At 69.4% G+C, this 22,671-nt stretch carries 21 protein-coding genes; 13 read left to right on the top strand and 8 right to left on the bottom strand.

The window, feature by feature from the left end; all coding sequences use genetic code 11:
- The first annotated feature begins 1 nt into the window (after position 1).
- The 4 genes from MME74_RS00910 (at position 2) to MME74_RS00895 (ending at position 5,131) form a co-directional block, all read left to right on the top strand.
- On the top strand, positions 2–373 hold the full coding sequence (locus MME74_RS00910; protein WP_267416763.1) for a DUF1048 domain-containing protein: 372 nt from the start codon (positions 2–4) through the stop codon (positions 371–373).
- Positions 370–1,149 carry an ABC transporter ATP-binding protein gene (locus MME74_RS00905; protein WP_267416762.1) on the top strand — a complete coding sequence of 260 codons (780 nt, stop codon included), beginning with the start codon at positions 370–372 and terminating at the stop codon, positions 1,147–1,149. Before MME74_RS00910 ends, MME74_RS00905 begins: the two co-directional genes overlap by 4 nt.
- On the top strand, positions 1,146–1,913 hold the full coding sequence (locus MME74_RS00900) for an ABC transporter permease (protein WP_267416761.1): 768 nt from the start codon (positions 1,146–1,148) through the stop codon (positions 1,911–1,913). The genes MME74_RS00905 and MME74_RS00900 overlap by 4 nt, the downstream gene beginning before the upstream one ends.
- Before the next feature lie 176 nt (positions 1,914–2,089).
- Complete coding sequence (locus MME74_RS00895) at positions 2,090–5,131, top strand: DEAD/DEAH box helicase (protein WP_267416760.1); 3,042 nt, start codon at positions 2,090–2,092, stop codon at positions 5,129–5,131.
- 115 nt (positions 5,132–5,246) lie between these two features.
- On the opposite strand, the gene MME74_RS00890 is transcribed toward MME74_RS00895, so the two are convergent.
- From MME74_RS00890 to MME74_RS00875, 4 genes are read right to left on the bottom strand one after another with little or no spacing between them, the layout of a single operon-like run.
- Positions 5,247–6,455 (bottom strand): ABC transporter permease, encoded by a 1,209-nt coding sequence (locus MME74_RS00890; RefSeq protein ID WP_267416759.1) that lies wholly within the window; start codon positions 6,453–6,455, stop codon positions 5,247–5,249.
- Entirely contained in the window at positions 6,452–7,162 is a 711-nt protein-coding gene (locus MME74_RS00885; protein ID WP_267416758.1) for an ABC transporter ATP-binding protein, read from the bottom strand. Before MME74_RS00885 ends, MME74_RS00890 begins: the two co-directional genes overlap by 4 nt.
- Entirely contained in the window at positions 7,159–8,214 is a 1,056-nt protein-coding gene (locus MME74_RS00880; protein WP_267416757.1) for a peptidoglycan-binding protein, read from the bottom strand. The genes MME74_RS00885 and MME74_RS00880 overlap by 4 nt, the downstream gene beginning before the upstream one ends.
- A complete protein-coding gene (locus MME74_RS00875; RefSeq protein WP_267416756.1) occupies positions 8,211–8,975 on the bottom strand; it encodes a hypothetical protein in 765 nt (254 codons plus the stop codon). Before MME74_RS00875 ends, MME74_RS00880 begins: the two co-directional genes overlap by 4 nt.
- Before the next feature lie 136 nt (positions 8,976–9,111).
- On the opposite strand from MME74_RS00875, the gene MME74_RS00870 reads away from it, so the two are divergent.
- Positions 9,112–9,777 carry a response regulator transcription factor gene (locus MME74_RS00870; RefSeq protein WP_267416755.1) on the top strand — a complete coding sequence of 222 codons (666 nt, stop codon included), beginning with the start codon at positions 9,112–9,114 and terminating at the stop codon, positions 9,775–9,777.
- Positions 9,778–9,782: 5 nt separating this feature from the next.
- Positions 9,783–11,060, top strand: a complete 1,278-nt coding sequence (locus MME74_RS00865; RefSeq protein WP_267416753.1) for a sensor histidine kinase — start codon at positions 9,783–9,785, stop codon at positions 11,058–11,060.
- 144 nt (positions 11,061–11,204) lie between these two features.
- Here the strand turns inward: MME74_RS00865 and MME74_RS00860 are convergent, their stop codons facing one another.
- From MME74_RS00860 to MME74_RS00845, 4 genes are all read right to left on the bottom strand, one after another.
- On the bottom strand, positions 11,205–12,113 hold the full coding sequence (locus MME74_RS00860; protein WP_267416752.1) for a glycine betaine ABC transporter substrate-binding protein: 909 nt from the start codon (positions 12,111–12,113) through the stop codon (positions 11,205–11,207).
- A gap of 52 nt (positions 12,114–12,165) precedes the next feature.
- Entirely contained in the window at positions 12,166–13,161 is a 996-nt protein-coding gene (locus tag MME74_RS00855; RefSeq protein ID WP_267416751.1) for an ABC transporter permease, read from the bottom strand.
- A complete protein-coding gene (locus tag MME74_RS00850; protein WP_267416750.1) occupies positions 13,161–14,462 on the bottom strand; it encodes a quaternary amine ABC transporter ATP-binding protein in 1,302 nt (433 codons plus the stop codon). The genes MME74_RS00855 and MME74_RS00850 overlap by 1 nt, the downstream gene beginning before the upstream one ends.
- A 337-nt stretch (positions 14,463–14,799) precedes the next feature.
- Positions 14,800–16,005: a class I SAM-dependent methyltransferase gene (locus MME74_RS00845; RefSeq protein WP_267416748.1), complete on the bottom strand. Its 1,206-nt coding sequence runs from the start codon at positions 16,003–16,005 to the stop codon at positions 14,800–14,802.
- A gap of 89 nt (positions 16,006–16,094) precedes the next feature.
- Between MME74_RS00845 and MME74_RS00840 the strand changes: the two genes are divergently transcribed.
- The 7 genes from MME74_RS00840 to MME74_RS00810 all read left to right on the top strand — a co-directional run bounded on the left by MME74_RS00840 (position 16,095) and on the right by MME74_RS00810 (position 22,669).
- A complete protein-coding gene (locus tag MME74_RS00840) occupies positions 16,095–17,087 on the top strand; it encodes an ABC transporter ATP-binding protein (RefSeq protein WP_267416746.1) in 993 nt (330 codons plus the stop codon).
- Complete coding sequence (locus MME74_RS00835) at positions 17,084–18,709, top strand: ABC transporter permease (RefSeq protein WP_267416744.1); 1,626 nt, start codon at positions 17,084–17,086, stop codon at positions 18,707–18,709. Before MME74_RS00840 ends, MME74_RS00835 begins: the two co-directional genes overlap by 4 nt.
- 10 nt (positions 18,710–18,719) lie before the next feature.
- Positions 18,720–19,229 carry a GbsR/MarR family transcriptional regulator gene (locus MME74_RS00830; protein WP_267416743.1) on the top strand — a complete coding sequence of 170 codons (510 nt, stop codon included), beginning with the start codon at positions 18,720–18,722 and terminating at the stop codon, positions 19,227–19,229.
- Positions 19,230–19,406: 177 nt separating this feature from the next.
- The gene (locus MME74_RS00825) at positions 19,407–19,796 is read left to right on the top strand and encodes a GntR family transcriptional regulator (protein WP_267416742.1); all 390 of its coding nucleotides are present in this window, start codon (positions 19,407–19,409) and stop codon (positions 19,794–19,796) included.
- Positions 19,793–20,707 (top strand): ABC transporter ATP-binding protein, encoded by a 915-nt coding sequence (locus MME74_RS00820; protein WP_267416741.1) that lies wholly within the window; start codon positions 19,793–19,795, stop codon positions 20,705–20,707. The genes MME74_RS00825 and MME74_RS00820 overlap by 4 nt, the downstream gene beginning before the upstream one ends.
- Positions 20,707–21,393 carry a hypothetical protein gene (locus tag MME74_RS00815; protein ID WP_267416740.1) on the top strand — a complete coding sequence of 229 codons (687 nt, stop codon included), beginning with the start codon at positions 20,707–20,709 and terminating at the stop codon, positions 21,391–21,393. The genes MME74_RS00820 and MME74_RS00815 overlap by 1 nt, the downstream gene beginning before the upstream one ends.
- A 166-nt stretch (positions 21,394–21,559) precedes the next feature.
- Positions 21,560–22,669: an FUSC family protein gene (locus MME74_RS00810; RefSeq protein ID WP_267416739.1), complete on the top strand. Its 1,110-nt coding sequence runs from the start codon at positions 21,560–21,562 to the stop codon at positions 22,667–22,669.
- The last annotated feature ends 2 nt before the right edge of the window (positions 22,670–22,671 follow it).

Here is a 22,671-nt window from a genome sequence, read left to right as displayed (position 1 = left end):
CATGGCCGCAAAGTGGATCGAAGCGCTCACCGGATCGCTCGAGCAGAAGAAGCAGTACAAGCAGGCGAAGGCCCGCATCGACGCGCTCCCCTCGCCCTACCGCGAGGTCGCCAACGCCCAGTACCGGTACTACATGTACTACGGCGGCATCACCGACGGCGACACCATCGTCACGATGTTCCTCGACCTCGCCGACCTGTGGGAGCGCGCCGCGCTCGACGGAACCCCGGTGAGCTCGATCGTCGGCGACGACCCCGTCGAGTACGCCGAGGAGTACGCCCGCGCATACGGCGGAACGCAGTGGATCGACAAGGAGCGCGCACGCCTCATCAAGGCGTTCGACGACGCGAAGAAGAAGGAGAACGAATCATGACGAACACCGCCATCTCGGTGCGGGGCATCGAGAAGTCCTACAAGGATCTGCACGTGCTGCGCGGCGTCGACTTCGAGGTGGAGAAGGGCAGCATCTTCGCCCTCCTCGGCTCGAACGGCGCCGGCAAGACGACGATCGTGCGCATCCTCTCCACCCTGCTGAAGTCGGATGCCGGTACGGCGACCGTGCAGGGTGTGGATGTCGCCACCGACCCGGTCGGCGTCCGTGAGCGCATCAGCCTCACGGGACAGTTCGCCGCGGTCGACGAGATCCTCACCGGACGCGAGAACCTCGTGCTCGTCGCGAAGCTGCGGCACCTGCCCGACGCCGGCAAGGTCGCCGACGACCTGCTGGCGACCTTCCGCCTGACGGATGCCGGCGCACGCAAGGTCGGCACCTACTCCGGCGGCATGCGTCGTCGGCTCGACATCGCCATGAGCCTGGTCGGACACCCCGAGGTCATCTATCTCGACGAGCCGACCACGGGCCTCGACCCCGAAGCCCGCATCGAGGTGTGGGACGTGGTCAAGGAGCTGGCGCACACCGGCACGACCGTGCTGCTCACCACGCAGTACCTCGATGAGGCGGAGCAGCTGGCCGACCGCATCGCCATCCTGCACGAGGGCCGCATCATCGCCAACGGCACCCTCGCCGACCTGAAGAAGCTGCTCCCGGCCGCGAAGGTCGAGTACGTCGAGAAGCAGCCCACCCTCGAGGAGATCTTCCTCACCCTCATCGGCCCCAAGGCCTCGGAAAAGAAGGAGGACGCAGCATGACCACGCACTTCGCCGCCGACACGGCGACACTCACCGGCCGCTCCATGCGGCACATCTTCCGCAGCCCCGACACGATCATCACCACGGCGGTCACCCCGATCGCGCTGATGCTCCTGTTCGTGTACGTCTTCGGCGGTGCACTCCAGCAGAGCACCGGCACCGAGAACTACGTGAACTACCTGCTCCCCGGCATCCTGCTCATCGCGATCGCATCCGGTATCGCCTACACGGCGTTCCGGCTGTTCACCGACATGCAGAGCGGCATCTTCGAGCGGTTCCACTCCATGCCGATCGCCCGATCGAGCGTCCTGTGGGCGCACGTGCTCACGTCGCTGACGGCGAACGCCATCACCCTGGCGATCATCTTCGGCGTCGGATTCCTCATGGGCTTCCGCACCGGAGCGAGCTTCTGGGCCTGGCTCGCCGTGATCGGCATCCTGATGCTGTTCACCCTGGCACTCACCTGGCTGGCGATCATCGCGGGCCTGAACGCCAAGACCGTCGACGGCGCGAGCGCGTTCTCGTACCCGCTGATCTTCCTGCCGTTCATCAGCTCGGCGTTCGTGCCGACCGACACGATGCCGGCGCCGGTGCAGTGGTTCGCCGACAACCAGCCCGTCACCTCGATCGTGAACACCATCCAGGCGCTGTTCGCCGAGAAGCCCGTCGGCAACGACATCTGGGTCGCCCTCGCCTGGTGCGTCGGCATCCTCGTGGTCGCCTACGTCTTCGCGATCATCTCCTACCGGAAGAAGGTCAGCTGATCTTCGCCCAGCGAGACGGGACGCTCCGACCGGGTCACTCGACCCGGTCGGGGCGTTTCGCCACGCTCGGCGGTGTTCACGCGTGTCGCCCGTGCTCGCATCGCGATTCGACGACATGATGAGCGGAACGGATGCAACGGGGAGCCGGCCGGCGAGCTCCCGCTGACCCGACAGAAGTGGACGACGACTTGGCTCTCGAGGACCCGCCGACCTTACCCCTCTGGCCGCACCAGCGCCGAGCCGCCTCGACCTTCGAGCGATACCTGGGGGACTCGGAGGCGACGGGTTCGGCGCTCGTGTCCATGCCGACCGGAACAGGGAAGACCGCCGTCATCGCCGACGTGGTCACCCGCGTGGGCGTCCTCACTCGCGACGTCGTCGTCCTGACCCCCTGGAAGGCGCTGTCCAGGCAGCTGCTCGATGACCTGTCGGGACGCCAATGGACCAGCCTCGGCCTCTCGCCTCCCGCGAGCACGACGGTCGTCGCGATCCCCACGGCGTCGGAGTGGCTCGACCGGTTGCGCGAGGGGGCGGCGCAGCGACGAATCTGGGTCGGCACCATCGCGAAGGCCCACGCGGCATGGAAGCTCTGTGGGCGTGACGCAGAAGTGATGCGTGAGGCCTTCCGCAACGTGGACTACGCCGTCATCGACGAGTGTCACTACGAGCCTTCCACGCTCTGGTCCCAGGCGATCCGCGGCATGGGAGTGAAGACGTGCCTGCTCACGGCGACGGCCTTCCGCAACGACAACCGATCCTTCGACATCGCAAGTGGGCACCACTACCGCTTCCGTCACCGCGAAGCCGAGAAGGAGCGCATCCTCCGTGTTCCGGAATTCGCGTCTCTCGGCCCCGAGACCGAACCGGCCGCGTTCGTGACTGCGCTCCTCAGCGATCTGACCGCCCGCGGGGTCGCGCCAGAGGAACGCGTCCTGATCCGATGCGATCGACGCGATGCCGTAGAGAGAGTCGTCGAGGCGCTCCACGCGCGCGGCGAGACCGCGATCGGCTTCCATGACCAGTTCAAGAAATCGGGGAGCCCCGACCTCAAGCCGGCCGTCCCCCCGCGACGTAAACGGCCCCTTCACCGCTTCTGGGTTCACCAGTTCAAGCTTCGCGAGGGATTCGACGACGCCGATCTCCGCATCCTGGCTCTCCATGACCCCTTCACGGACGACCGGTCGACGATCCAGCAAATCGGTCGAGTCCTCCGCAACCCGTCCCTCGACGGACCGTCGCCCGCTCTCATACTCGCTCCGGACATCGCGGCCACGCGTGATGCCTGGGAACGCTACAAGGCCTACGACGAGAAAGCGACCTCCGCGCCGACGACCTTCGCGACGCTCACGTCCAATCTTCTCCGAAGCCAACCGGAGAACACATATTGGGGCGGCCGGTTCCGGCGCGGACTCGACTTCGCTTCCCCCGATCTCTGGAGAGAGTTCGCCTACGCGGCGAACGTTCGGGTATGGCGCGACGAAGACCGAGCCGCTCCTGACGCCTCCACCCCCCTCACATCCGCAGGATTCGATGCTCTCGTCCAATCCATCGTCGGGGAGTGGCAGCAGGCGAAACGTCAGGTCTACGGTCCGTTCACCCCTGACGGATACGCCAATTCCCGCGTTATCGCCTGGGTCTCCTTCAACAATTCGCCCGTGTTGACGAATGCCTCCCACATCGAGACGCGGGTCGGATACACGACACTGATCCAGCACGATGGGTTCGTCTTCTATGCCGACAGTGAAGGCGCAGCACCGCGTTGCCTCGTCTCCGCGTTCCGTCGACCGGAGGTCGCGAGCCTCCACCGGACACTGCCCGGGAACGCTACCGTCACGAGCGTGTCGCTCATCAACTCGGATCTGAGCCGTGACGCCATCCGCTCACGGAGCCTGCGAGCGAGGGACCTGAGGAACGTGGCATCGGAGATCGGGGCCTCGGCCTACGCGTGGACGAACGCGCAGGCCGTCGTATCCGACGACGCGCCCGAATCGCCCCGCGTCGCCCGCTACGTTGGCACGAAGAACAGCCGCATCCACGATCGTCAGAACGGTGCCGACACGTCCTTCGAGTCGTTCCACGCCTGGGTTTCGGCGAGAGCGAGAGAACTGAACGGTACGGCGGATGCGGCGCCGTCCCTGAACCGCTACGCCTCCGAGACTTCGCCGCCGAAGGACCCCACGCCCCTCCACGTGCTCCTCGACATGGATCCCGAGTGGATGGCCACCGCCGTCACACCCGACGCCGCAGCGCACCTGAGCGACGAGACGGGGAGTGCGGTGGATCCCGACGGCGGGTTCTCGATCTCGGTCGGCGGATCCGATATCCGTGCTTTCATCTCTTGGGATGCGCGCAGACGCCGTTACCGCGTCTCCTCCCCGGAATTCGACGATCTGACCGCCGACCTGGCCCCAGAGGATGGTCGCGGTACCCTCGCGACGATCAACCTCACGCAGGCCTTCCGAGTGGCGACAGCGTCCGGCTCCGTCTATTCGAACGGCTACTTCTGGGACCTCGCGGATAGGCGCACGGGTGGCGACGGCATCCTGGGGATCCTTGAGTCCGAACAGACGTTGGCCGCTGCGTTGGAGGAGAAAGGCAACCCGAACCCCACGGGGCACTGGCCGACCGACTCGGTATTCGGCATCATCGAGAACACCCTCGTACCGAAGCGGTTCACGTCAGGCTCGACGTTCTTGATATGCACGGACCTTTCCGCCGAGATCGCGGATTTCATCGCCTACGACGACGCCGCCGTCGCCTTCATCCACGCGAAGGCGACCAAGAAGAAGAACAAGAAGACCAAGATCTCCACCGGCAGCGAGCTCTCGGCCGGCGCGTTCCACGTCGTTGCGAGCCAGGCGATCAAGAATCTGCGATACCTCACCCTCGGGAACGTCGATCGGCCCCGCACCGACTACTGGGGCAAGGAATGGAAGGAGTCCCAGCGCACGGCCCCGCGTATTCGCCTCCCCTGGGGCGGGCCCACCCGGACCGGAGCCGAGGTCTGGCAAGAAATCGACAGCCGCATCCAATCCCACTCCTACCAACGTGAAGTGTGGGTGGTGGCAGGCGCTTCCCTGTCGATCCGCAAACTCCGCGCGGAACTGGAGAAGGACGACCCGGCGCCGCATGCCACCCAGGCTTATGTCCTGCTCACCGGTCTGTGGAGCGCCGCGCAGCAATGCGGCGTTCGTCTTCGCGTCTTCTGCTCCCCGTAGTGCCTCCGTCACGCGGCCGCACGTTCCAGTCGCACTTCCTGGGCGCAACGACGAGAAGCGACAGGAGGTGCGACCGGAACATACTCCCGCGCGCGATCAGGGCGAACCCGGGGGCTCAGACCGTCCGCAGGGCCGCGGTGGGCGACAGCCGTGCCGCGCTCACCGCGGGGTACAGACCCGCGATCACTCCGACCACCAGCGCCACGACGGGGCCGCCGACGAGCACCACCAGGGGGATCGTCACCGCCTGCCCCTGGATCGAGGCGTACGCGACGACGCCGAGCGCCCCGCAGATCACCCCGGCGATGCCCCCCAGGCCGCCGAGCACGATCGCCTCCGCCACGAACTGACCCGCGATCTGCCCCGAACGCGCGCCGAGCGCCCGCCGGAGTCCGATCTCGCCGCGCCGCTCCAGCACCGCCACCACCATGGTGTTGGCGATGCCGATCCCTCCGACCAGCAGAGCGATCGCGGCGAGACCGACCGCGAGGCCGGACAGCGAGTCATCTGCGGTGTCCCGTGCGCCGGCGAGGTCGCCGAGCCCGGTCACCTGCACATACGGGGACGACGGATTCGCCGCACGGGCGATCGCGTCGCGGATCTTCTCCCCGGTGTCGCCATCGGCCATCCGCACGTAGATCGCGGCGATCGTGTCGTCCCCCTTCGCCGACACGTGCTCGGCCGCCCAGTGGTCGCCGAGGAAGGCGCTCGCGTCGATCGACTCGGCGAGACCGGCCGAGTCGAGGATCCCGATCACGGTGTACCACTGCTCCCCGATCCACACCCGCACCCCCGGTTCCGTGATGCCCATCCGCGCAGCGGCCGCCGCTCCGAGCACGGTCACCGGCAGCGAACGGTCGGTCTCGTCGAACCAGGCGCCCTTCGCCACCGACCCCTCGACCGACGACAGGAAGTCGGGGCTCGCGGCATACGCGGTCAGCCCGTTGCCCTGACTCTTCGGCATGAGGTCGTTGCGGTACACCCCGGTGCCGTCCGGCACCTTCTCCAGCACCCCGACCTCCTCGACGCCGTCGACCCGCTCGATCATCCCGGCTGCCGATGCGGGCAGCGCGACCGGCTTGTTGTCCGGCCCGTACCCGGGCTGCACCACGATCATGTTCGCCCCGAGCGCGTCGAGCTTCGCCAGAAGCTCCGCCTGATTCGACGCGGCGATGCCGGTGATGGCCGTGAGTGCCGCGATGCCGACCGCCACTCCGAGCGCCGACAGGGCCGTGCGCATCTTGCGGCTGCGCGGCCCGATGAGCGCGGTGCGGATGCTGTCGCCGACGCTGAGCCGCGGCATCCGCTCCCCCCTGCGCCTCATGCCGCGACCTCATCCCGCTCGCGCGCACCCGTGTCGCTCACGATGCGACCGTCGTGGATGCTGACCTGCCGCTGCGTGCGCTCGGCGATGTGCGCGTCGTGCGTGATGATCACGACCGCGGTCCCGGAATCGGCGATCGAGGTGAGCAGCTCGAGGATGCGCTCGCCGGTCGTGGAGTCGAGCGCTCCGGTCGGCTCGTCGGCGAACAGCACCGACGGGCTCCCCACGATCGCCCGCGCGATCGCCACACGCTGCTGCTCCCCGCCGGAGAGCTGCCCCGGCCGGTGCTTCATGCGGGCGCCCAGGCCGACACGTTCCAGGGCGGCCGCGGCACGCACCGCGCGCTCGGCGACCGGCACCCCGGAGTAGAGGAGTCCGAGCGCGACGTTGTCGACCGCGCTCAGCGCCGGCAGCAGGAAGAACTGCTGGAACACGAACCCGATGCGGCGAGCGCGCAGGACCGCACGCTCGCGCTCCGGCAGCGCCGCGGCATCCGTCCCGTCGATCAGCACGGTGCCGCTGGTGGGGTCGTCGAGGGTGCCCATGATCGAGAGCATCGTGCTCTTCCCCGATCCTGATGCCCCCACGACGGCCACCAGCTCGCCGCTCTCGATCGCCAGACTCATGCCGTGCAGCACGCGCAGCGGCGGGTTGCCGGGATACTCCTTCACGACGTCGACGAGCTCGACGACGGTGTCCGGCGTCATTGCGCCACCACCACGGCGTCGCCCGCGGCGAGGTCACCACCGGTGACCTGCACCTTGGTGTCGGCGATCAGACCGACCTCGACGGCGACGCGCTCGACCTTGCCGCCCTTGCGCAGGACGTCGACCGCGTAGCCGCCGTCGGTCGTCGCGACGAGGGCGGTGACCGGCACCACGAGGGCGTCCTTCACCTCCGAGGTCGCGAACACCACCTTGACCGCACGCAGCCCGATGCCCTCCGCGACGGCCGGGTCGTCGAACTCGATGTTCGCGGTGGCCGGTGTGGTCTCCCCCTCCTTCCCGGTCGGCTGACCGCCCGGGTCGACGGCCGTCACGGTGGCCGGCGCCTCGGTGCCGTCGGGCAGGATCACCGTCACCGGCGTCGCCGGCAGGATCTCGCGCGCCTGGGCATCCGTCAGCTTGGCGACCACCCGGAGCGTGGTGCTCGTGTAGGTGAGCGGGCTCGTTCCCGCCGGGTCGCCGAGCTTGGCCGTGACCGACTCGACGCGAACCGACGCCGCCGTGATCGCGACGACATCGCCGAGCTTCACCACGCCGTCCTTCGTCACGCCGAGGGACTTCTGCCACGCCTTCACGTTGGCCTCGGTGACCCGCGTGAACTCGTCGTCCACCGTCATGTCCGTACCGAAACCGAGGTCGGCCAGCGCCTGCTCCAGCTGTCGCACGTCGGGGCCGTCCTCCACGCCGTAGCCCAGGTCCCGCCAGAACGGCCGGTCGCCGCGCATGGCGATCACGGGCTTCCCGTCGACCTCGTAGATGGCCTGCCCCACGCCGATCACCTCGCCGGCCTTCGGCAGACGCGTGATGGTCCCGGCGCGGCCGGGCAGGGCGATGGACGCCCCGTAGCTGAGACTGCCGTTGAGCCGCAGGTCGGACGTGAGCGTGGTGAGCTCGGCCTCGGCGGTGACCGGCTTCTCCTTCTCGTCCGGCGTCTGGGCCACCGAGCTCCACGGCTGCAGCACCGCCAGCGTCACCGCCGCCGCCACGAGCAGCACCCCGACCGGCGCCAGCACCTTGGTCAGGCGGCGGGTCATTCCTCGCCCCCGGACGGGAGCACCGTGGCGACCGAGAACGCGCCCTCGAAGTACTCGCCCATCAGCGCGAACCAGTCGAAGTCGGCGGATTCGATGCTCTCCTGCGTGAACATGGGCGGCATCTCCCCCGCCGAGTCGGCGCAGGCCTCGAGCAGCGTGCGGGCCTCATCCTCCGTCATGCCGACGGGCAGCGTGAGCATGCCGTCCGCGTCGGGGTCGGCGAAGTCCGTGAAGCCGTTGTCCCGCGCGCAGGCGGCGAACGCGAGCCCCGATTCGATGATCTCCTCCGGCGAGATCATCTGCGTCTGCGACCCCGACGCCGAGATGTCGGGCTCCGGCTGCGTGAACTCGGGGACCTTCTCCTCGCACTTCTCCCAGGCCGCGCGCTGACCGCCCTCCTCCGGGTAGCCCGACGCCGCGGTCGACGCCAGCCAGGTGCCGTCGTCGTCCGAGAAGATCATCGACATCGCCATCTCCTCGCCGTCGCCCGCGCCCATCGTCGCGGTGCTGTCGCTCAGCGTGCCGAGGGCTCCCTCGCCCCCCGCGACATCCGGCATCAGCAACCCCACCTGGCCGCCCTCGACGATCTTCGCGGTCTGACCCTCACCGGTGAGGCAGGTCACGAACCGCGTGGCGGCCGCGTCGTTCGCGCCGTCCTTCGCCTTGTCGTCTCCGGAGGGTGCGGCGCACGCGGCGAGCGCGAAGAGCGCCACGACAGCGGGCATCACCGCCAGCGAACGACGTGCTTTCGAGTCGAACATGACTTTCCCTTTCTCGCGGTCGCAGCTCATCCGCGACGTGCAGTCAGTTCTACGGATGCGGTGGTTTGCTGTGGGTATGACGGCGCCTAACCGGAAACTAACCGCGGAACGCGCACCCTCGGATACGGGAGGTGCCATGCGACTGCTGCTGGTGGAGGACGAGGCCGACCTGGCCGACACACTGGCCGACGGCCTGCGCCGCGAGGGGTACCTCGTGGACGTCGCCCGTGACGGCGCGAGTGCCCTGACGGCGGCCGCGTCGACCGACGTGGATGTGATCGTGCTCGACCGCGACCTGCCCGCACTGAGCGGGGACGCGGTGTGCCGCACGCTCGTGGCGCAGGAGTATCCGGCCCGTATCCTCATGCTCACGGCGGCCGGCACCCTCAACGACCGGGTCGAAGGGCTCGACCTCGGCGCCGACGACTACCTCGCGAAGCCCTTCGCCTACCTCGAGCTGCTGGCCCGCCTCCGTGCGCTCGGCCGTCGAGGAGGCTCCACGCGCGCGACCGCGGTCCTGGAGTTCGCGGGCGTGCGCCTCGACGTCGTGCGCCGCGTCGTCGAGCGCGACGGCACCCCGATCCGGCTCACGCTCAAGGAGTTCGGGGTGCTGGAGACGCTGCTGGCGGCGGAGGGCGGCTACGTCAGCTCGGACGATCTGCTGGACGAGGTCTGGGACGAGCCGCAGGAGCGCACCCGCGGGGTGGTCAAGATCGTGGTGCACACGCTCCGCCGAAAGCTCGGCTCTCCCGAGGTGATCCAGTCCGCGGCCGGACACGGCTATCGAGTGGGGACGACATGAGACGGATGAGCTTCCGCACCCGGTTGGTGATCATCATCGCCGGAGTGTTCATCGCCGCGGGCGCCGCCCTGCTCGCGGTGCAGTATCTGGTGGTGCAGCAGCTGTTCGCCTCCGCCATCGACACCACGGCCGCGAGCTGCGTCCCGGCGCTGTCGCTCACGAGCATCGCCGAGGGGACGGCCGCGACCCCGGGGACCGACATGAGCGACGTCGCGCCCCTCAGCGACAGCAGCGGCCTGGTGTACGGGACCATCAGCACCGGATGCAGCTACTTCGCCCAGACCGCCGACGCCGCCCAGTTCCAGACGGCCACGCCGATGCGGACGCTGTCCCTGGACGCGGTCGAGGGCGCTGTCCTGCAGCAGTCCACGTTCCTCGCCGACGAGGTCGGCGGGGGACTGCTGCTGTGGTCGGTCGTGGTCCTCGTGGCCTTCACCGGTGTCGCCGGAGCGATCGCGTTCTGGCTCGCGCGACGGTCGCTCGACCGCATCGGAGAGGTCACCGCCACCGCGCGCGACATCTCCGCGCACGACCTCGGACGGCGGCTGGACCTCCCGGGTCCCGACGACGAGATCAAGGAGCTCGGCGACACCATCGACGGGATGCTCGACCGGCTGCAGTCCGCCTTCACCGCCCAGGACCGCTTCGTGGCGAATGCGTCGCACGAGCTGCGCACCCCGCTCACCACGACCCGCACCGCACTGGAGATCCCCCTCGAACAGGGGGCCGTGCCGGAAGACCTCCGCGCCAACATGCAGCGCGCGCTGCGGGCCACCGAGCAGAGCGAACGCCTCATCACGGCACTGCTCGCCCTCGCCCGCGCCCGCACCGGACTGGACGAGGTCGAGCCCGTGGAGCTCAGCGGCCTCATCGAGGACCAGGTCGACGAGCTGGACGTGCAGGAGATCGAGGTGCACGCGAACCTCCGCGAGCTCACGGTCGACGGCGACGCGGTGCTGCTCGCGAGGGCCGTCCGGAACCTGCTCGAGAACGGCATCCGCCACAATGTGCCGGGCGGCGAGCTGTGGGTGCGATCCCGTCGGGAGCGCGGACGCGCGATCGTGGAGGTGGAGAACACCGGGGCCGTGATCGCGCCGGCCACGGTCGAGCTGCTCACCGAGCCGTTCTACCGCGGCGATGCGAGTCGCACGTCCGCCGGCCCGGACGGCACCGGCCTGGGGCTCGCGATCGTGCAGAGCATCGCGAAGACGCACGGCGGCGAGGTGCGTCTGCGGGCGCGGAAGGGCGGCGGGCTGATCGCCGCGATCGTGCTGCCCCTCTGAGCGCGGGCCGGCGTGGGCGTCTCGTCTCGTCGCTGCGCTCCTCGCTCGACGACCGGGAACCCTCGCCCAACGCACGACGACCGGGACCCCTCCGGGCCCCGGTCGTCGAGCGAGCGCAGCGAGACGAGACGTCCCGCCGTCCGATCAGCTGGTGACGGTCCAGTCGAACTGGTCGCCGTACTGCTTCAGCCACTCGTCGACGGCATCCGCTTCCTTGCCCTCGCCGTACTCGTTGACCACGAGGTCCTCGAGCGCGCCGTACTGCTCGTCGTCGAGCTTGATCTTCTCGATCAGCTCGGCGGCCTCGGGGAACTCGTCGGCGAAGCCCTTGGTGCCCAGGAAGTGCAGGCCCTCGGCCTTGCCCATCGCACCCTTCGGGTCTTCGAGGTCCTTCACGGGGAAGGCGTCGTTGGCCCAGAACGGACGCCACAGCGTGACGACGATGTCCTCCTGCTTGTCGGTCGCGGTCTTCAGCTCGGTGAGCATGGCCGCGGTCGACGAGGTGACGAGCTCGTACTCGCCGTCGAGCCCGTACTCGGGCATCATCTTCTGGGTCTGGGCGGTCAGGCCCGCTCCCGGCTCGATGCCGTAGATCTTGCCGTCGAAGTCGGCGCCCTTGCCCTTGAGGTCCTCGATCGAGGTCAGCTCGGAGTACTCCGGCACCGCGAGGGTGAGCTTGGCGTTCTCGTAGTACGCGCCCAGGTCCTCGATGTCGTCGCCGTACTTCTCCATGTACGAGGCGTGGGTGAGCTCGGGCCAGGCCGACGGGTACATGTCGACGTCGCCCTGGGCGAGGCCGGTGTACAGCGGTCCGGCCTCGGTGAGCGTCTTCATCTCGACCGTGTAGCCGATCTTCTCAAGCTGGTCCTGCAGCAGGTACGCGGTGCTCAGGCCGTCGGTCCACGAGGGCAGGAAGCCCAGCGTGATCGTGCCCTTGTCCTCGGCGGAGCCGTCGCCGCCGCCCGTGCCGCCTGCACCGTCGCCGCTGCAGCCCGCGAGGGTGAGTGCCGCTGCGGCACCGAGCGCTGTGATTGCCAGGATCTTCTTCTTCATGCGATTTCTCTCTCTCAGTTCCGTATGTGTGTTGTTTCGTAGGGGTGAAAAGTCAGTGCACTCCGCCGCCGACCGCGTTGCGCCGCGGTGCGACCGTGGCGCGCTCCGCCTCGTCCGCGGCATCCTGCTGCTCGATGGTCTCGGGTGCAGGAGTGGATGCCGTGCCGCCGCCCTTCGGCGTGCGGCGACGCTCGATCATGCCGAGCAGCGACGAGCGGTTCTCGCCCGGGGCACCCAGTGCCGCGGTGACCCGGTCGAGGAAGACGGCGATCAGCACGACGCCGAGTCCGGCCTCGACACCCTTGGGGATGTTGATCGTCGAGATCGCCTCGACGACCATCTTCCCGAGGCCGTCCGCGCCGGCCATACCGGCGATGACCGCCATCGACAGCGCGAGCATGATGACCTGGTTGACGCCGGCCATGATGGTCGGCATCGCGAGCGGGAGCTGGATGCCGCGCAGGATCTGGCCCGGCTTCGCACCGAACGCCTGTCCGGCCTCGACCGTCTCGGAGTCGACGCCGCGGATGCCGAGCTCGGTCAGGCGCACGCCTGGAGGCAGCGCGAAGATCACGGTCGCGACGAGGCCGGGGACCACGCCGATGCCGAAGAACACGATCGCCGGGATCAGGTACACGAAGGCCGGCATGGTCTGCATGAAGTCGAGCACGGGCTTGAGCACCGCGCGCACGGTCGAGTTGCGCGCCGACCAGATGCCGAGCGGCACCGCGATCAGCACCGCGATCACGGCGGCCACGAGCACGAGCGCGAGGGTCTGCATCGCGGGGACCCAGAGGTCCATCGCAACGATCAGCCCGAACGACACGATGGTGCCGATGGCGAGCTGCCACGATCGCACGACCCATGCGATGAGCGCGGCGATCACGATGATGACCGCGAAGTGCGGGGTGAGCAGCATGCGGGTGAGGCCGTCGACGAGGAAGCTCATGACGAACGAGATGACGTCGAGCAGACCGTCGAGGTTCGCCTTGATCCAGTCGACGCCGGATTCGATCCAGGTCCCGACGGGGATGCGGAAACCGTCCATCAGCGCACCTCCTCCGTGGTCGTGGCATCCGCCGGTTCGGCGGTCCATCCGTCATCGAGCACGGCGTCGATCTCGGCCTGCGGCATCGGCATCATCGGGAGGAGGATCTCCTCCGTCGCACCGGGGCCGGGGCCCAGGGCGGCGAGCAGCGTCACACGCGGGATCACGCCGGTGAGGCGGCCCTCGGCATCCGTCACCGCGAGGGGCAGCGGCGACTCGACGGCGGGGACGAACAGGTTCATCAGCACGTCGTCCTCGCGGACGCTCTGCAGCACGGGCTTGATGATCGAGTCGAGCGTGGTCGCGCCCTGACGGACGAGCTTGACCGCGTCGCGGTCGGTCACCACGCCGACGAGCTGCCGGTCGCGGCCGACCACGTAGGTGGCCGACATGTAGGCGTCGCGCATCTGACGCAGGGCCGTACGGGGGCCGGCGGTGTGCGGGACGACGGGGCGCGGGCGCTCCATCACGTTCGCGGCGGTGAGCACGCGGGCGCGGTCGACGTCCTGCACGAACTGCTCGACGTAGTCGTTGGCCGGGTCCATCAGGATGTCCTCCGGCGTGCCGATCTGCACGATGCGGCCGTCGCGCATCACGGCGATGCGGTCTCCGAGGAACATGGCCTCGTTCAGGTCGTGCGTGATGAAGACGATGGTCTTCTGCAGCTTCTGCTGCAGTTCGAGCAGCTGCTCCTGCATCTCGCGGCGGATGAGCGGGTCGAGCGCGCTGAACGCCTCGTCCATCAGCAGGATGTCGCTGTCCGCGGCGAGCGCGCGGGCGATGCCGACGCGCTGCTGCATGCCGCCGGAGAGCTCGGAGGGGAGCTTGTCGCCCTGTCCCTCGAGTCCGACCAGCGACAGGATCTCCTCGGCCTTGGCCAGGCGCTCGGCCTTGGGAGTGCCCTTGAGCTCGAGCGGGTAGGCGACGTTCGCGGCGACCGTGCGGTGCGGCAGCAGGGCGAAGTGCTGGAACACCATCGAGATGCGGTCACGGCGGATCTCGCGCAGTCGCGAGGCGGGGATGCCGGTGATCGCGTCGCCGTTCACCGTGACGGTTCCGTCGGTGACGTCGTGCAGCCCGTTGAGCATGCGGATGATGGTGGACTTGCCCGATCCGGACAGGCCCATGATGACGAAGATCTCACCGCGGTTCACGGTGAAGCTGGCGTCGATGACGGCTGCGGTGCCCGCGTCAGCGACGGCGGCGCGGCTCTCACCGGCCTTCAACCGACGGACGGCGGTGCTCGGATTCTTACCGAAAACCTTGTACAGATTGCGCGCTTCGAGAGCGATTTCGGACACGTTTCCCCCGCGGCTCGCCTTCGGGCGGCTGAGCCTGCTTCGGTTACGCCCGGGTGATCCTCACGTGGCCGTTCGACATGATCGCTGTGGCGGCGCTGACGGCGGATTTCGGATCCGCCGCAGAGAGTATCGACCGTACGCCCACGCCTCTTCGCAGCACAGCTCATCGAAAGAAGGACGTGACCGCGGACTGGTCTTCGGACCGTCAGGCCCGCATTCCAACGTAACGAAATGGCCGATCAGGGGCAAATCCCGGTGCGGATGAGGGCCCGAGTTTCCCCCGCTGACCGGGGGATTGCACGGGCGTTCAACAATCCCTCCACGGGCGGGTCGAGGGTCAGGAATCGGGCGTTTCCGAGGCCCGGACGCTGCGGGTCACCGTGAACTTCGGGGTGCGCTGGAGCTGCGTGGTCGGGCCGATCAGGCGGGCGAGCTCGGGGCGGTATCCGAGCGACGAGTTGTACACCGTGAGGAGTTCCCCGCCGGGTCGGAGCAGGCGCGCGGCGGCCTCGAACAGACGGGTCGCGGCGCCGGTGTGCACGCTCGCGCCGAGGTGGAACGGCGGGTTGAGGAGCACGATGTCGAAGGATGCGTCCGGCAGCGCGGAACCGGCGTCGTCATGCGTGACCGTGACCCGCTCGGAGACCCCGTTCGCCGCGGCCGTCGCCCGGGCGGAGGACACCGCGGCGGCGGAGCGATCGGTCGCCGTCACCCGCGCGTCAGGATGCGCGAGCGCGTACGACACAGCGAGCGCGCCGGTGCCGCAGCCGAGGTCGAGCACCCGCGGCGTCTCGGCTCCGTGGCCCTCGGCCTCCTCGCTCTCCGACCGGTCGCCCTCATCCCCGGGTCGTCGAGCGGGCGAAGCGGGTCGAACCGCCTCCCCACCGAGCACGTCCAACAGCACCCGCGTGCCGATGTCGAGGCGGGCGCCCGCGAACGCTCCCCCATGCGCGACCAGGGTCAACCCGTCGTGCTGCGCCGTCACCGGGAACGGGGGCTCGGCGGGCACCGGCAGCGGCTCGGACGCGATGATCAGCCGCGACTTCCGCTCCGCGCGCTGAGGTTGCACGTGCGCGAAGCTGCGCCCCAGCACCTCGTTCTGGGTGAGTGTCATGTGCTTCACGCGGCCACCCGCGACGAGCACCGCATCGGGCGCGGCCCACCGGGCGACGGCATCCGCGATCTCCTCGAGCTCGGCGAGCGACTTGGGCAGTTGCAGCAGCACGAGCCGGGCGTCGGCGAGCAGGGACTGGTCGAGTTCGTGCGCGGTGAAACCCGTGAGCCCGAGGTCCTCGGCGTTGCGCTGCAGGGCCCGACGACCGGTCGCGAGGTCCTGATGCACCCGGATGCCACGCAGCCCGGCCTGCACCAGGGCCAGGGTGATCGCCCCGTATTCGTCGCCGATCACGACGGTCGCGGCCCCGTCCGCACCGAGCGCGAGCGCCCTCTCGACGAGCAGCAGATCGGTCGGGTCATGCGCCTGGAGGTTGTCCGCCTCGACGTCGGGCCAGCGGCGCAGGCGACTGTAGGGGAACTCCGGCACCAGCCCACTGTACGCGGGGCCGTAAGGATTTCGCATGCGTTGTTTTCGCAGGATTCACAACTTTGTGAATCGGGCGTACGCTCCCGCGCATGACCACCGTCATCGCCACCCAGAACCTCACCAAGCACTACGGGCACGTGCACGCGCTCGACGGTCTCGACCTGACCGTCGAGCAGGGCCGTGTGCACGGCTTCCTCGGCCCGAACGGTGCGGGGAAGTCGACCACGATCCGCATCCTCCTCGGCCTCGCGCGACGCACCGGCGGCGAGGCCACGGTCTTCGGCGAAGACCCCTGGAACCGCGCGGTCGAGCTGCACCGGCGCATCGCCTACGTGCCGGGTGACGTCAGCGTCTGGCCCAACCTCTCCGGCGGCGAGGCCGTCGATCTGCTCGCCCGGCTGCGGGGCGCCCGCACGAAGGACACGGCGTACCAGCACGAGAAGAAGCGGCTCATGGAGGCCTTCCAGTTCGATCCCCGCAAGAAGGGACGGGCCTACTCGAAGGGCAACCGCCAGAAAGTCGCGCTCATCGCCGCGTTCGCCGTGCCGGCCGACCTCTACATCCTCGATGAGCCCACGAGCGGACTCGATCCGCTGATGGCGGTCATCTTCCAGCGCGAAGTCGCCCGCGCCCACGCGAACGGCGCGACCGTGCTGCTGTCGAGCCACATCATGAGCGAGGTCGAGCAGCTGTGCGACCGCGTCTCGATCATCCGCGCGGGCCGCATCGTCGAGACCGGCACCCTCGAGGAACTGCGCCATCTCACCCGCAGCGACGTGTCGTTCACGCCCTCCGGGGCGACCCTCGAACAGGTCGAGCGCATCCCCGACGTGCACGACGCGACCGCGCAGGGCGAGCGCATCCGTCTCGCCGTCGACAGCGACCGCACGGCCACCGTCCTGCCCGCTCTCGCCGCGCTCGGCATCAGCGACCTGCGTGTGGCTCCGCCCTCCCTCGAAGAGCTGTTCCTCCGCCACTACGGCGACGACCTCGCAACGCTCGAGGCCGCGGAGGACGGCGGGACGGATGACGCGGTCCCCGGCAGTCGCCGTGAGCGCCGCGCCCAGAAGGAGCGTGCATGATGACGCGCTTCGGCGTGCTGCTGCGGCAGCGGTTGCGGCGTGACTGGCTGCAGCTGACCCTGTGGATCGTCGGGACCGCGCTGATGGCCTTCGCCGGGTATGCCGGCGTGAGCCAGTCGTACGCGACGCTGGCCGACCGACAGAACATCCTGGCCGCGGCCCTCGCGAACCCGGTGATCCTGATGTTCCGCGGACTCCCCTCCGGCACGTCCGAGGGAGCCTTCCTGGCCTTCGAGGTGCTGCCGTGGCTGGCGCTCCTCGCCGCACTGATGAGCACGTTCCTCGCCGTCCGCCACACCCGCGGCGACGAGGAGGCCGGACGCGCCGAGCTCGTCTGGGCGACACCGGCCGGGCGCCGCCTCCCGACGATCGCCACCGTCGTGCACGGGCTCCTCGCGAACGTCGTGCTCGCCGTGCTCACGGCCCTCGCCCTGATCGCCACCGGTCTCCCCGCGGCGGGCTCGCTGCTCGCGGGGGCGGCGGCCGGATCGTGCGGCATCGCCTTCCTCGGCATCGCCCTGCTGGCCGCGCAGCTGATGCGCACCTCCCGCGGGGCGAACTCGCTCACGATCTGGATCCTCGTCGCGACGTTCCTGATCCGCGGCATCGGCAACGCCGCCGGGACGCCGAGCGACGACCTGTCGAGCATGACCAGCGCCTGGCCCGCATGGCTCTCGCCGTTCGGCTGGACGGAGCAGACCCGCCCGTACGACACCGACCTGGTCTGGCCGATGCTCCTCGGACTGGGGGTCGGGCTCGTGCTGGCGGTCGCCTCGGTCGCGCTGCAGTCCCGGCGCGACATCGACGCCAGCTTCGTCGCCGAGCGTCGCGGTCGTGTCTCGGCGCGGCCGGCTCTCGCCTCGCCGCACGCACTGGTCTGGCGGCTGACCTCGGGCTCGATCGTGGGTTGGGCGGTCGGCGGTGCGGTCACCGGCATCCTCGCCACCACCCTGAGCGGACTCGTCGACCAGATCTCGGGAGAGAACCCGGCGGTGGCCGAGATCCTCAAGAAGATCGGCGGCGCGACGGGCGGACTCGACGAGGTCGTGGTGACGGTGTTCTTCACGCTGCTCGGCATCCTCGCGGCCTGCTGCGCCGTGCAGACGGTCGTGCGCGCGCGGCAGGAGGAGGCCCACGGCACCGCGGAGGCCGTGCTCGCCACACCGGTCGGACGCGTCCGCTGGCTCTCGGACTTCGTGATCGTCGGCATCGTCGCGGTCGCGATCGTGATCGCCGCCGCCGTGCTCGCGGGCTGGATCGGGGTCTGGTCGCGCGGGGGCGACGACGCGCTGTTCCGCATCGTGGCCGTGGCCGGGCTCGGGCAGGCGGTCGCGGCCGCGATCTTCGCCGTGCTGACCGCCCTGGTGTTCGTGCTGCTCCCCCGGGCGACGACCGCGGTGGCGTGGAGCCTCGTGCTGCTGGCGGCCCTGCTCGGGATGTTCGGTCCCCTGTTCGGGCTGCCGGAGTGGACCGCGAACCTCTCCCCGTTCGCCGTGACCCCCGTGGTCGACGGAAGCGGCGTGGACGTGCGCGGCCTGTGGTGGCTCGTGCTCGCCCTGGCCGCGGGTGGCGCCGCCGCCCTGACCCTGATGCGACGCCGTGAGCTCGCGCCCGGCGCCTAGGAGGAGCCCGATGCCCGACGACAGCACCGAGAACTCCGACAGCACCGAGAGCGCTGAGAGCACCGACGCGCACCGCGGGGTCGAGCCCGCGGAGCAGGCGGCGGCCATGATGACCGCCGCCGGGATGCCGCGGATGCCGGCACGCGTGATGATGGCACTGGTCGCCGCCCCCGAAGGCGGGTACACGGCCGCCCAGCTCGGCGAGCGCCTCGGCGTCTCCGCAGCCGCCGTCTCCGGCGCGGTGCGCTACCTGCAGCAGCTGCACTTCATCCAGCGCCGCTCCCGCCCCGGCGACCGCCGCGACCGCTACGAGTTCGTGCACGATCCGTTCTACAGCTCGATCGTCGGCAACATGCCCGTGTACTCGCGCCTCTCGGAGTACATCGACGACATCGCCGCCGAGCACGACGACGACCAGGGCGCCCACGACCGGGCCCTCGAGCTCGCCGAGTTCTTCCGCTTCCTCTCGGTGCGGATGCTGCAGATCGTCGAGGACTGGCGCGAGCAGCGGCGCGACTGACCCCGCCCGGGCCGAAACGGAGACCATCCGCGCGCGCTCCGGCGTGCCGCGCGTCGACGCGCCGCGCCCGGACCCGACGTTCTGGGTTTCGGCACGCGGGACGGAGAGGGGTTGACACCTTCCGGGTTACATGGTTACTTAGTCAAGTAAGTAACCCACCAACCCAGCGGAGGACTCGTGATCGAAGAAGGCAAGCCGCTCTTCCTCCAGATCGCCGAGCAGATCGAGGACTCGATCGTCGACGGCTCGCTCGCCGAGGAGGCTCAGGCCCCTTCCACGAACGAGCTGGCCGCGTTCTACCGGATCAACCCCGCCACCGCAGCGAAGGGAGTCGCCGTGCTCACCGACAAGGGAGTGCTGTACAAGCGCCGAGGCATCGGCATGTTCGTCGCCGACGGCGCCAGGGAGACGCTCCTCGGCGAGCGCCGCACCGCCTTCGCCGACCGCTACATCGACCCGCTCCTCGCCGCGGCCCGCACGCTCGGACTCGGCGCCGACGACCTCGCGGCGCTGCTCCGGCAGCGCGCCGCACTGACCACCGACGCAGAAGGGAAGACCCCCGCATGACCGCCGTCATCGAGGTGCAGAACCTCAGCAAGCGCTACAAGGAGAAGCGAGCGCTCGACAACGTGTCGCTCGCCATCGAGGGAGGCGCGATCTACGGCCTCCTCGGCCGCAACGGTGCAGGGAAGACGACACTCATGTCGATCCTCACGGCCCAGAACTTCGAGTCGTCCGGCACCGTGAAGGTGTTCGGCGAGCACCCGTACGAGAACGCGCACGTGCTCAGCCGGATCTGCTTCGTCCGCGAGAGCCAGAAGTACCCGGACGACGCCTACCCCAAGCACGCCTTCAAGGCCGCGAGCCTGTTCTTCCCGAACTGGGACCAGGCCCTCGCCGACGAGCTCATCGCCGAGTTCCAGCTGCCGATGAAGCAGACGATCAAGAAGCTCTCGCGCGGTCAGCTCTCCGCGGTCGGCGTGATCATCGGACTCGCCTCCCGTGCCGAGATCACCTTCTTCGACGAGCCGTACCTCGGACTCGACGCGGTCGCCCGGCAGATCTTCTACGACCGTCTGGTCGAGGACTACGCGGAGCACCCGCGCACCGTCATCCTCTCGTCCCACCTGATCGACGAGGTCTCGAACCTCATCGAGAAGGTCATCGTCATCGACAACGGTCAGATCCGCCTGAATGAGGACACGGATGCGGTCCGCGACCGCGCCGTGACGGTGGTGGGCGATGCCGCCAAGGTCGACGCCTGGGTCGGCACCCGTGAGGTGCTGCACCGCGAGTCGCTCGGCCGCGTGGCATCCGTCACGGTGCTCGGGGCCGTGTCACCGGAGGAGCGCACGCAGATCACCGCATCCGGGCTCGACCTCGCGCCGGTCTCGCTGCAGCAGCTGATCGTCCGACTCACGCAGAAGGCCGAGGCCGACTCCACGAGAGCGTCCGCCACGAAGGAGGAGGTGCGCTGATGCGACGCACACTCAACGTCATCCGCCTGCAGATGATCAACCGGCAGACCTTCATCTGGGTGCCGCTGATCATCCTCGCCGGAGCGACCCTGATCTCGGTGCTGATCTACGCGATGATCCCGGGCGACGCCCCCAAGTACGGCGGCGGCGGCCAGGCGCCCCTCTGGTACTTCTTCGCCATCGGCCTGTCGGCGATGACGCTCACGTTCCCGTTCTCCCAGGCGATGAGCATCACGCGTCGCGCGTTCTTCTTCGGAACGATGCTCACCGCGGTCCTCGCCAGCGCGTTCATGGGCGCTCTGTTCCTGATCGGCGGCGGCATCGAGGTCGCCACGAACGGCTACGGGGTGAACGGCTGGGTCTTCTACCTCCCGTGGCTGTGGGAGGCCGGCCCCGGCGGCGCCTTCGTCGTCTACTTCACCCTCGCGCTCTTCTTCTTCGTGGTCGGCTTCACCGGCGCCACGATCTACAAGAGCTGGGGGCTGACGGTCCTCACGATCGCGTGGATCGCGCTGGCATTGATCCTCGTCGGACTCGTGTACCTCGTGACCCGGCTCGAACTGTGGGGCCAGGTCTGGACAGGCATCGGCGATCTCGGCGCACTCGGCCTCGCGCTGTGGGGCCTCGTCGTCACCGCGGCCCTCATGGGTGTCTCGTTCCTCGCCTTCCGGCGGGCCATCCCGTAGGCGAGCATCGATCCACGACGCCGGTCACCCCTCGGGGTGGCCGGCGTCGTCGCGTGCGCGCTACCGGTACCCCGCCGCGGAAGCAACCCGCTCGCCAGGCGCGGGCCGGACACCTACTCTCGCGGAATCACCTGCCACCGACAGAGCCACCGACAGAGAGGATGCCGTGACGCAGAGCCGCACCCCGCTCCGGGCACGACGCGCGGGCATCGCCCGTGCCGTCCACGACGCCGTCCGCCCCGCGCGCCTCCTGCTCGTCGCGAAGACGACCCTCGCCGTCGGGCTGGCGTGGATGATCGCCCCGCACATGCCCGGCGTCACCGACGACTACCCCTACTACGCGCCGCTGGGTGCACTCGTGAGCATGTATCCCACGCTGATGGGATCGGCGAAGTCGAGCCTGCAGACGCTGCTCGGGCTCGCGACCGGCATCGGTCTCGCCACGATCGTGGTGCTGACGGTCGGACCCACGTGGTGGACGATCCCGGCCGTCGTCGGCGTGGGAGTGCTGCTGTCCGGCACCGGCTGGTTCGGGGTGGGGCGCGAGTACGTGCCGATGGCGGCACTGTTCGTGCTGATCATCGGCGGGCAGAACGCCGACGACTACTCGCTCGGCTACCTGACGCAGACCGCGGTCGGGGTGGCCGTGGGCCTCGTCGTGAACCTGGTGATCGCGCCCGCTCCGCTCACCATGGCGGCGGCCGGGCGGGTGGCGGCGTTCCGCGCGCAGCTGGCCCAGCACCTGCACGACATCGGATCGGCGGTGTCGGAGTCGTGGCCTCCCGAGCACGAGCAGTGGGCGGACGATGCGGCCTCGCTCGCCGACACCGCGGCCTCGCTCCGGGCGGCCCTGGCGGAGGCGGACGAGAGCCGGCGCGGCAATCCTCGCGCGAAGGGGCACCGGCCTCGGATGCAGCAGAACCACGACGAGCTCGCCGCCCTGGACCGGATCGCCCACCTCATCCGCGACATCCCCGACGAGATCGCGGACACCATCTGGGAGAGGACGGGCGCCCTGGAGCTCGACCCTGCCCTCCCGGACCCGCTGTCCGCCGCATGTCATGCCGTCGCCGACGTGATCGCGCAGGGTGACGCCTCGTCGAGTGCGGAGCATCGCGCCCGGGGCGAGGCCGCGCGCGCCATCCGCCTCCTCCTCGAGACCGTCGACGACCGCACGATCGACGTCCGCCGCTCGATGGGCCCCGGCGTGCTGACCGCCATGCATCTGCGCCGCATCCTGATCCTGAGCGGCACGCCGGCGCGGCGCGAGGAGTAGTC

The organism is Microbacterium oxydans (genome assembly GCF_026559675.1).
Lineage (GTDB): Bacteria > Actinomycetota > Actinomycetes > Actinomycetales > Microbacteriaceae > Microbacterium > Microbacterium oxydans_D.
The sequence above is the reverse complement of the archived record's forward strand: the minus strand, read 5'-3'. Positions and strand labels throughout refer to the sequence as shown.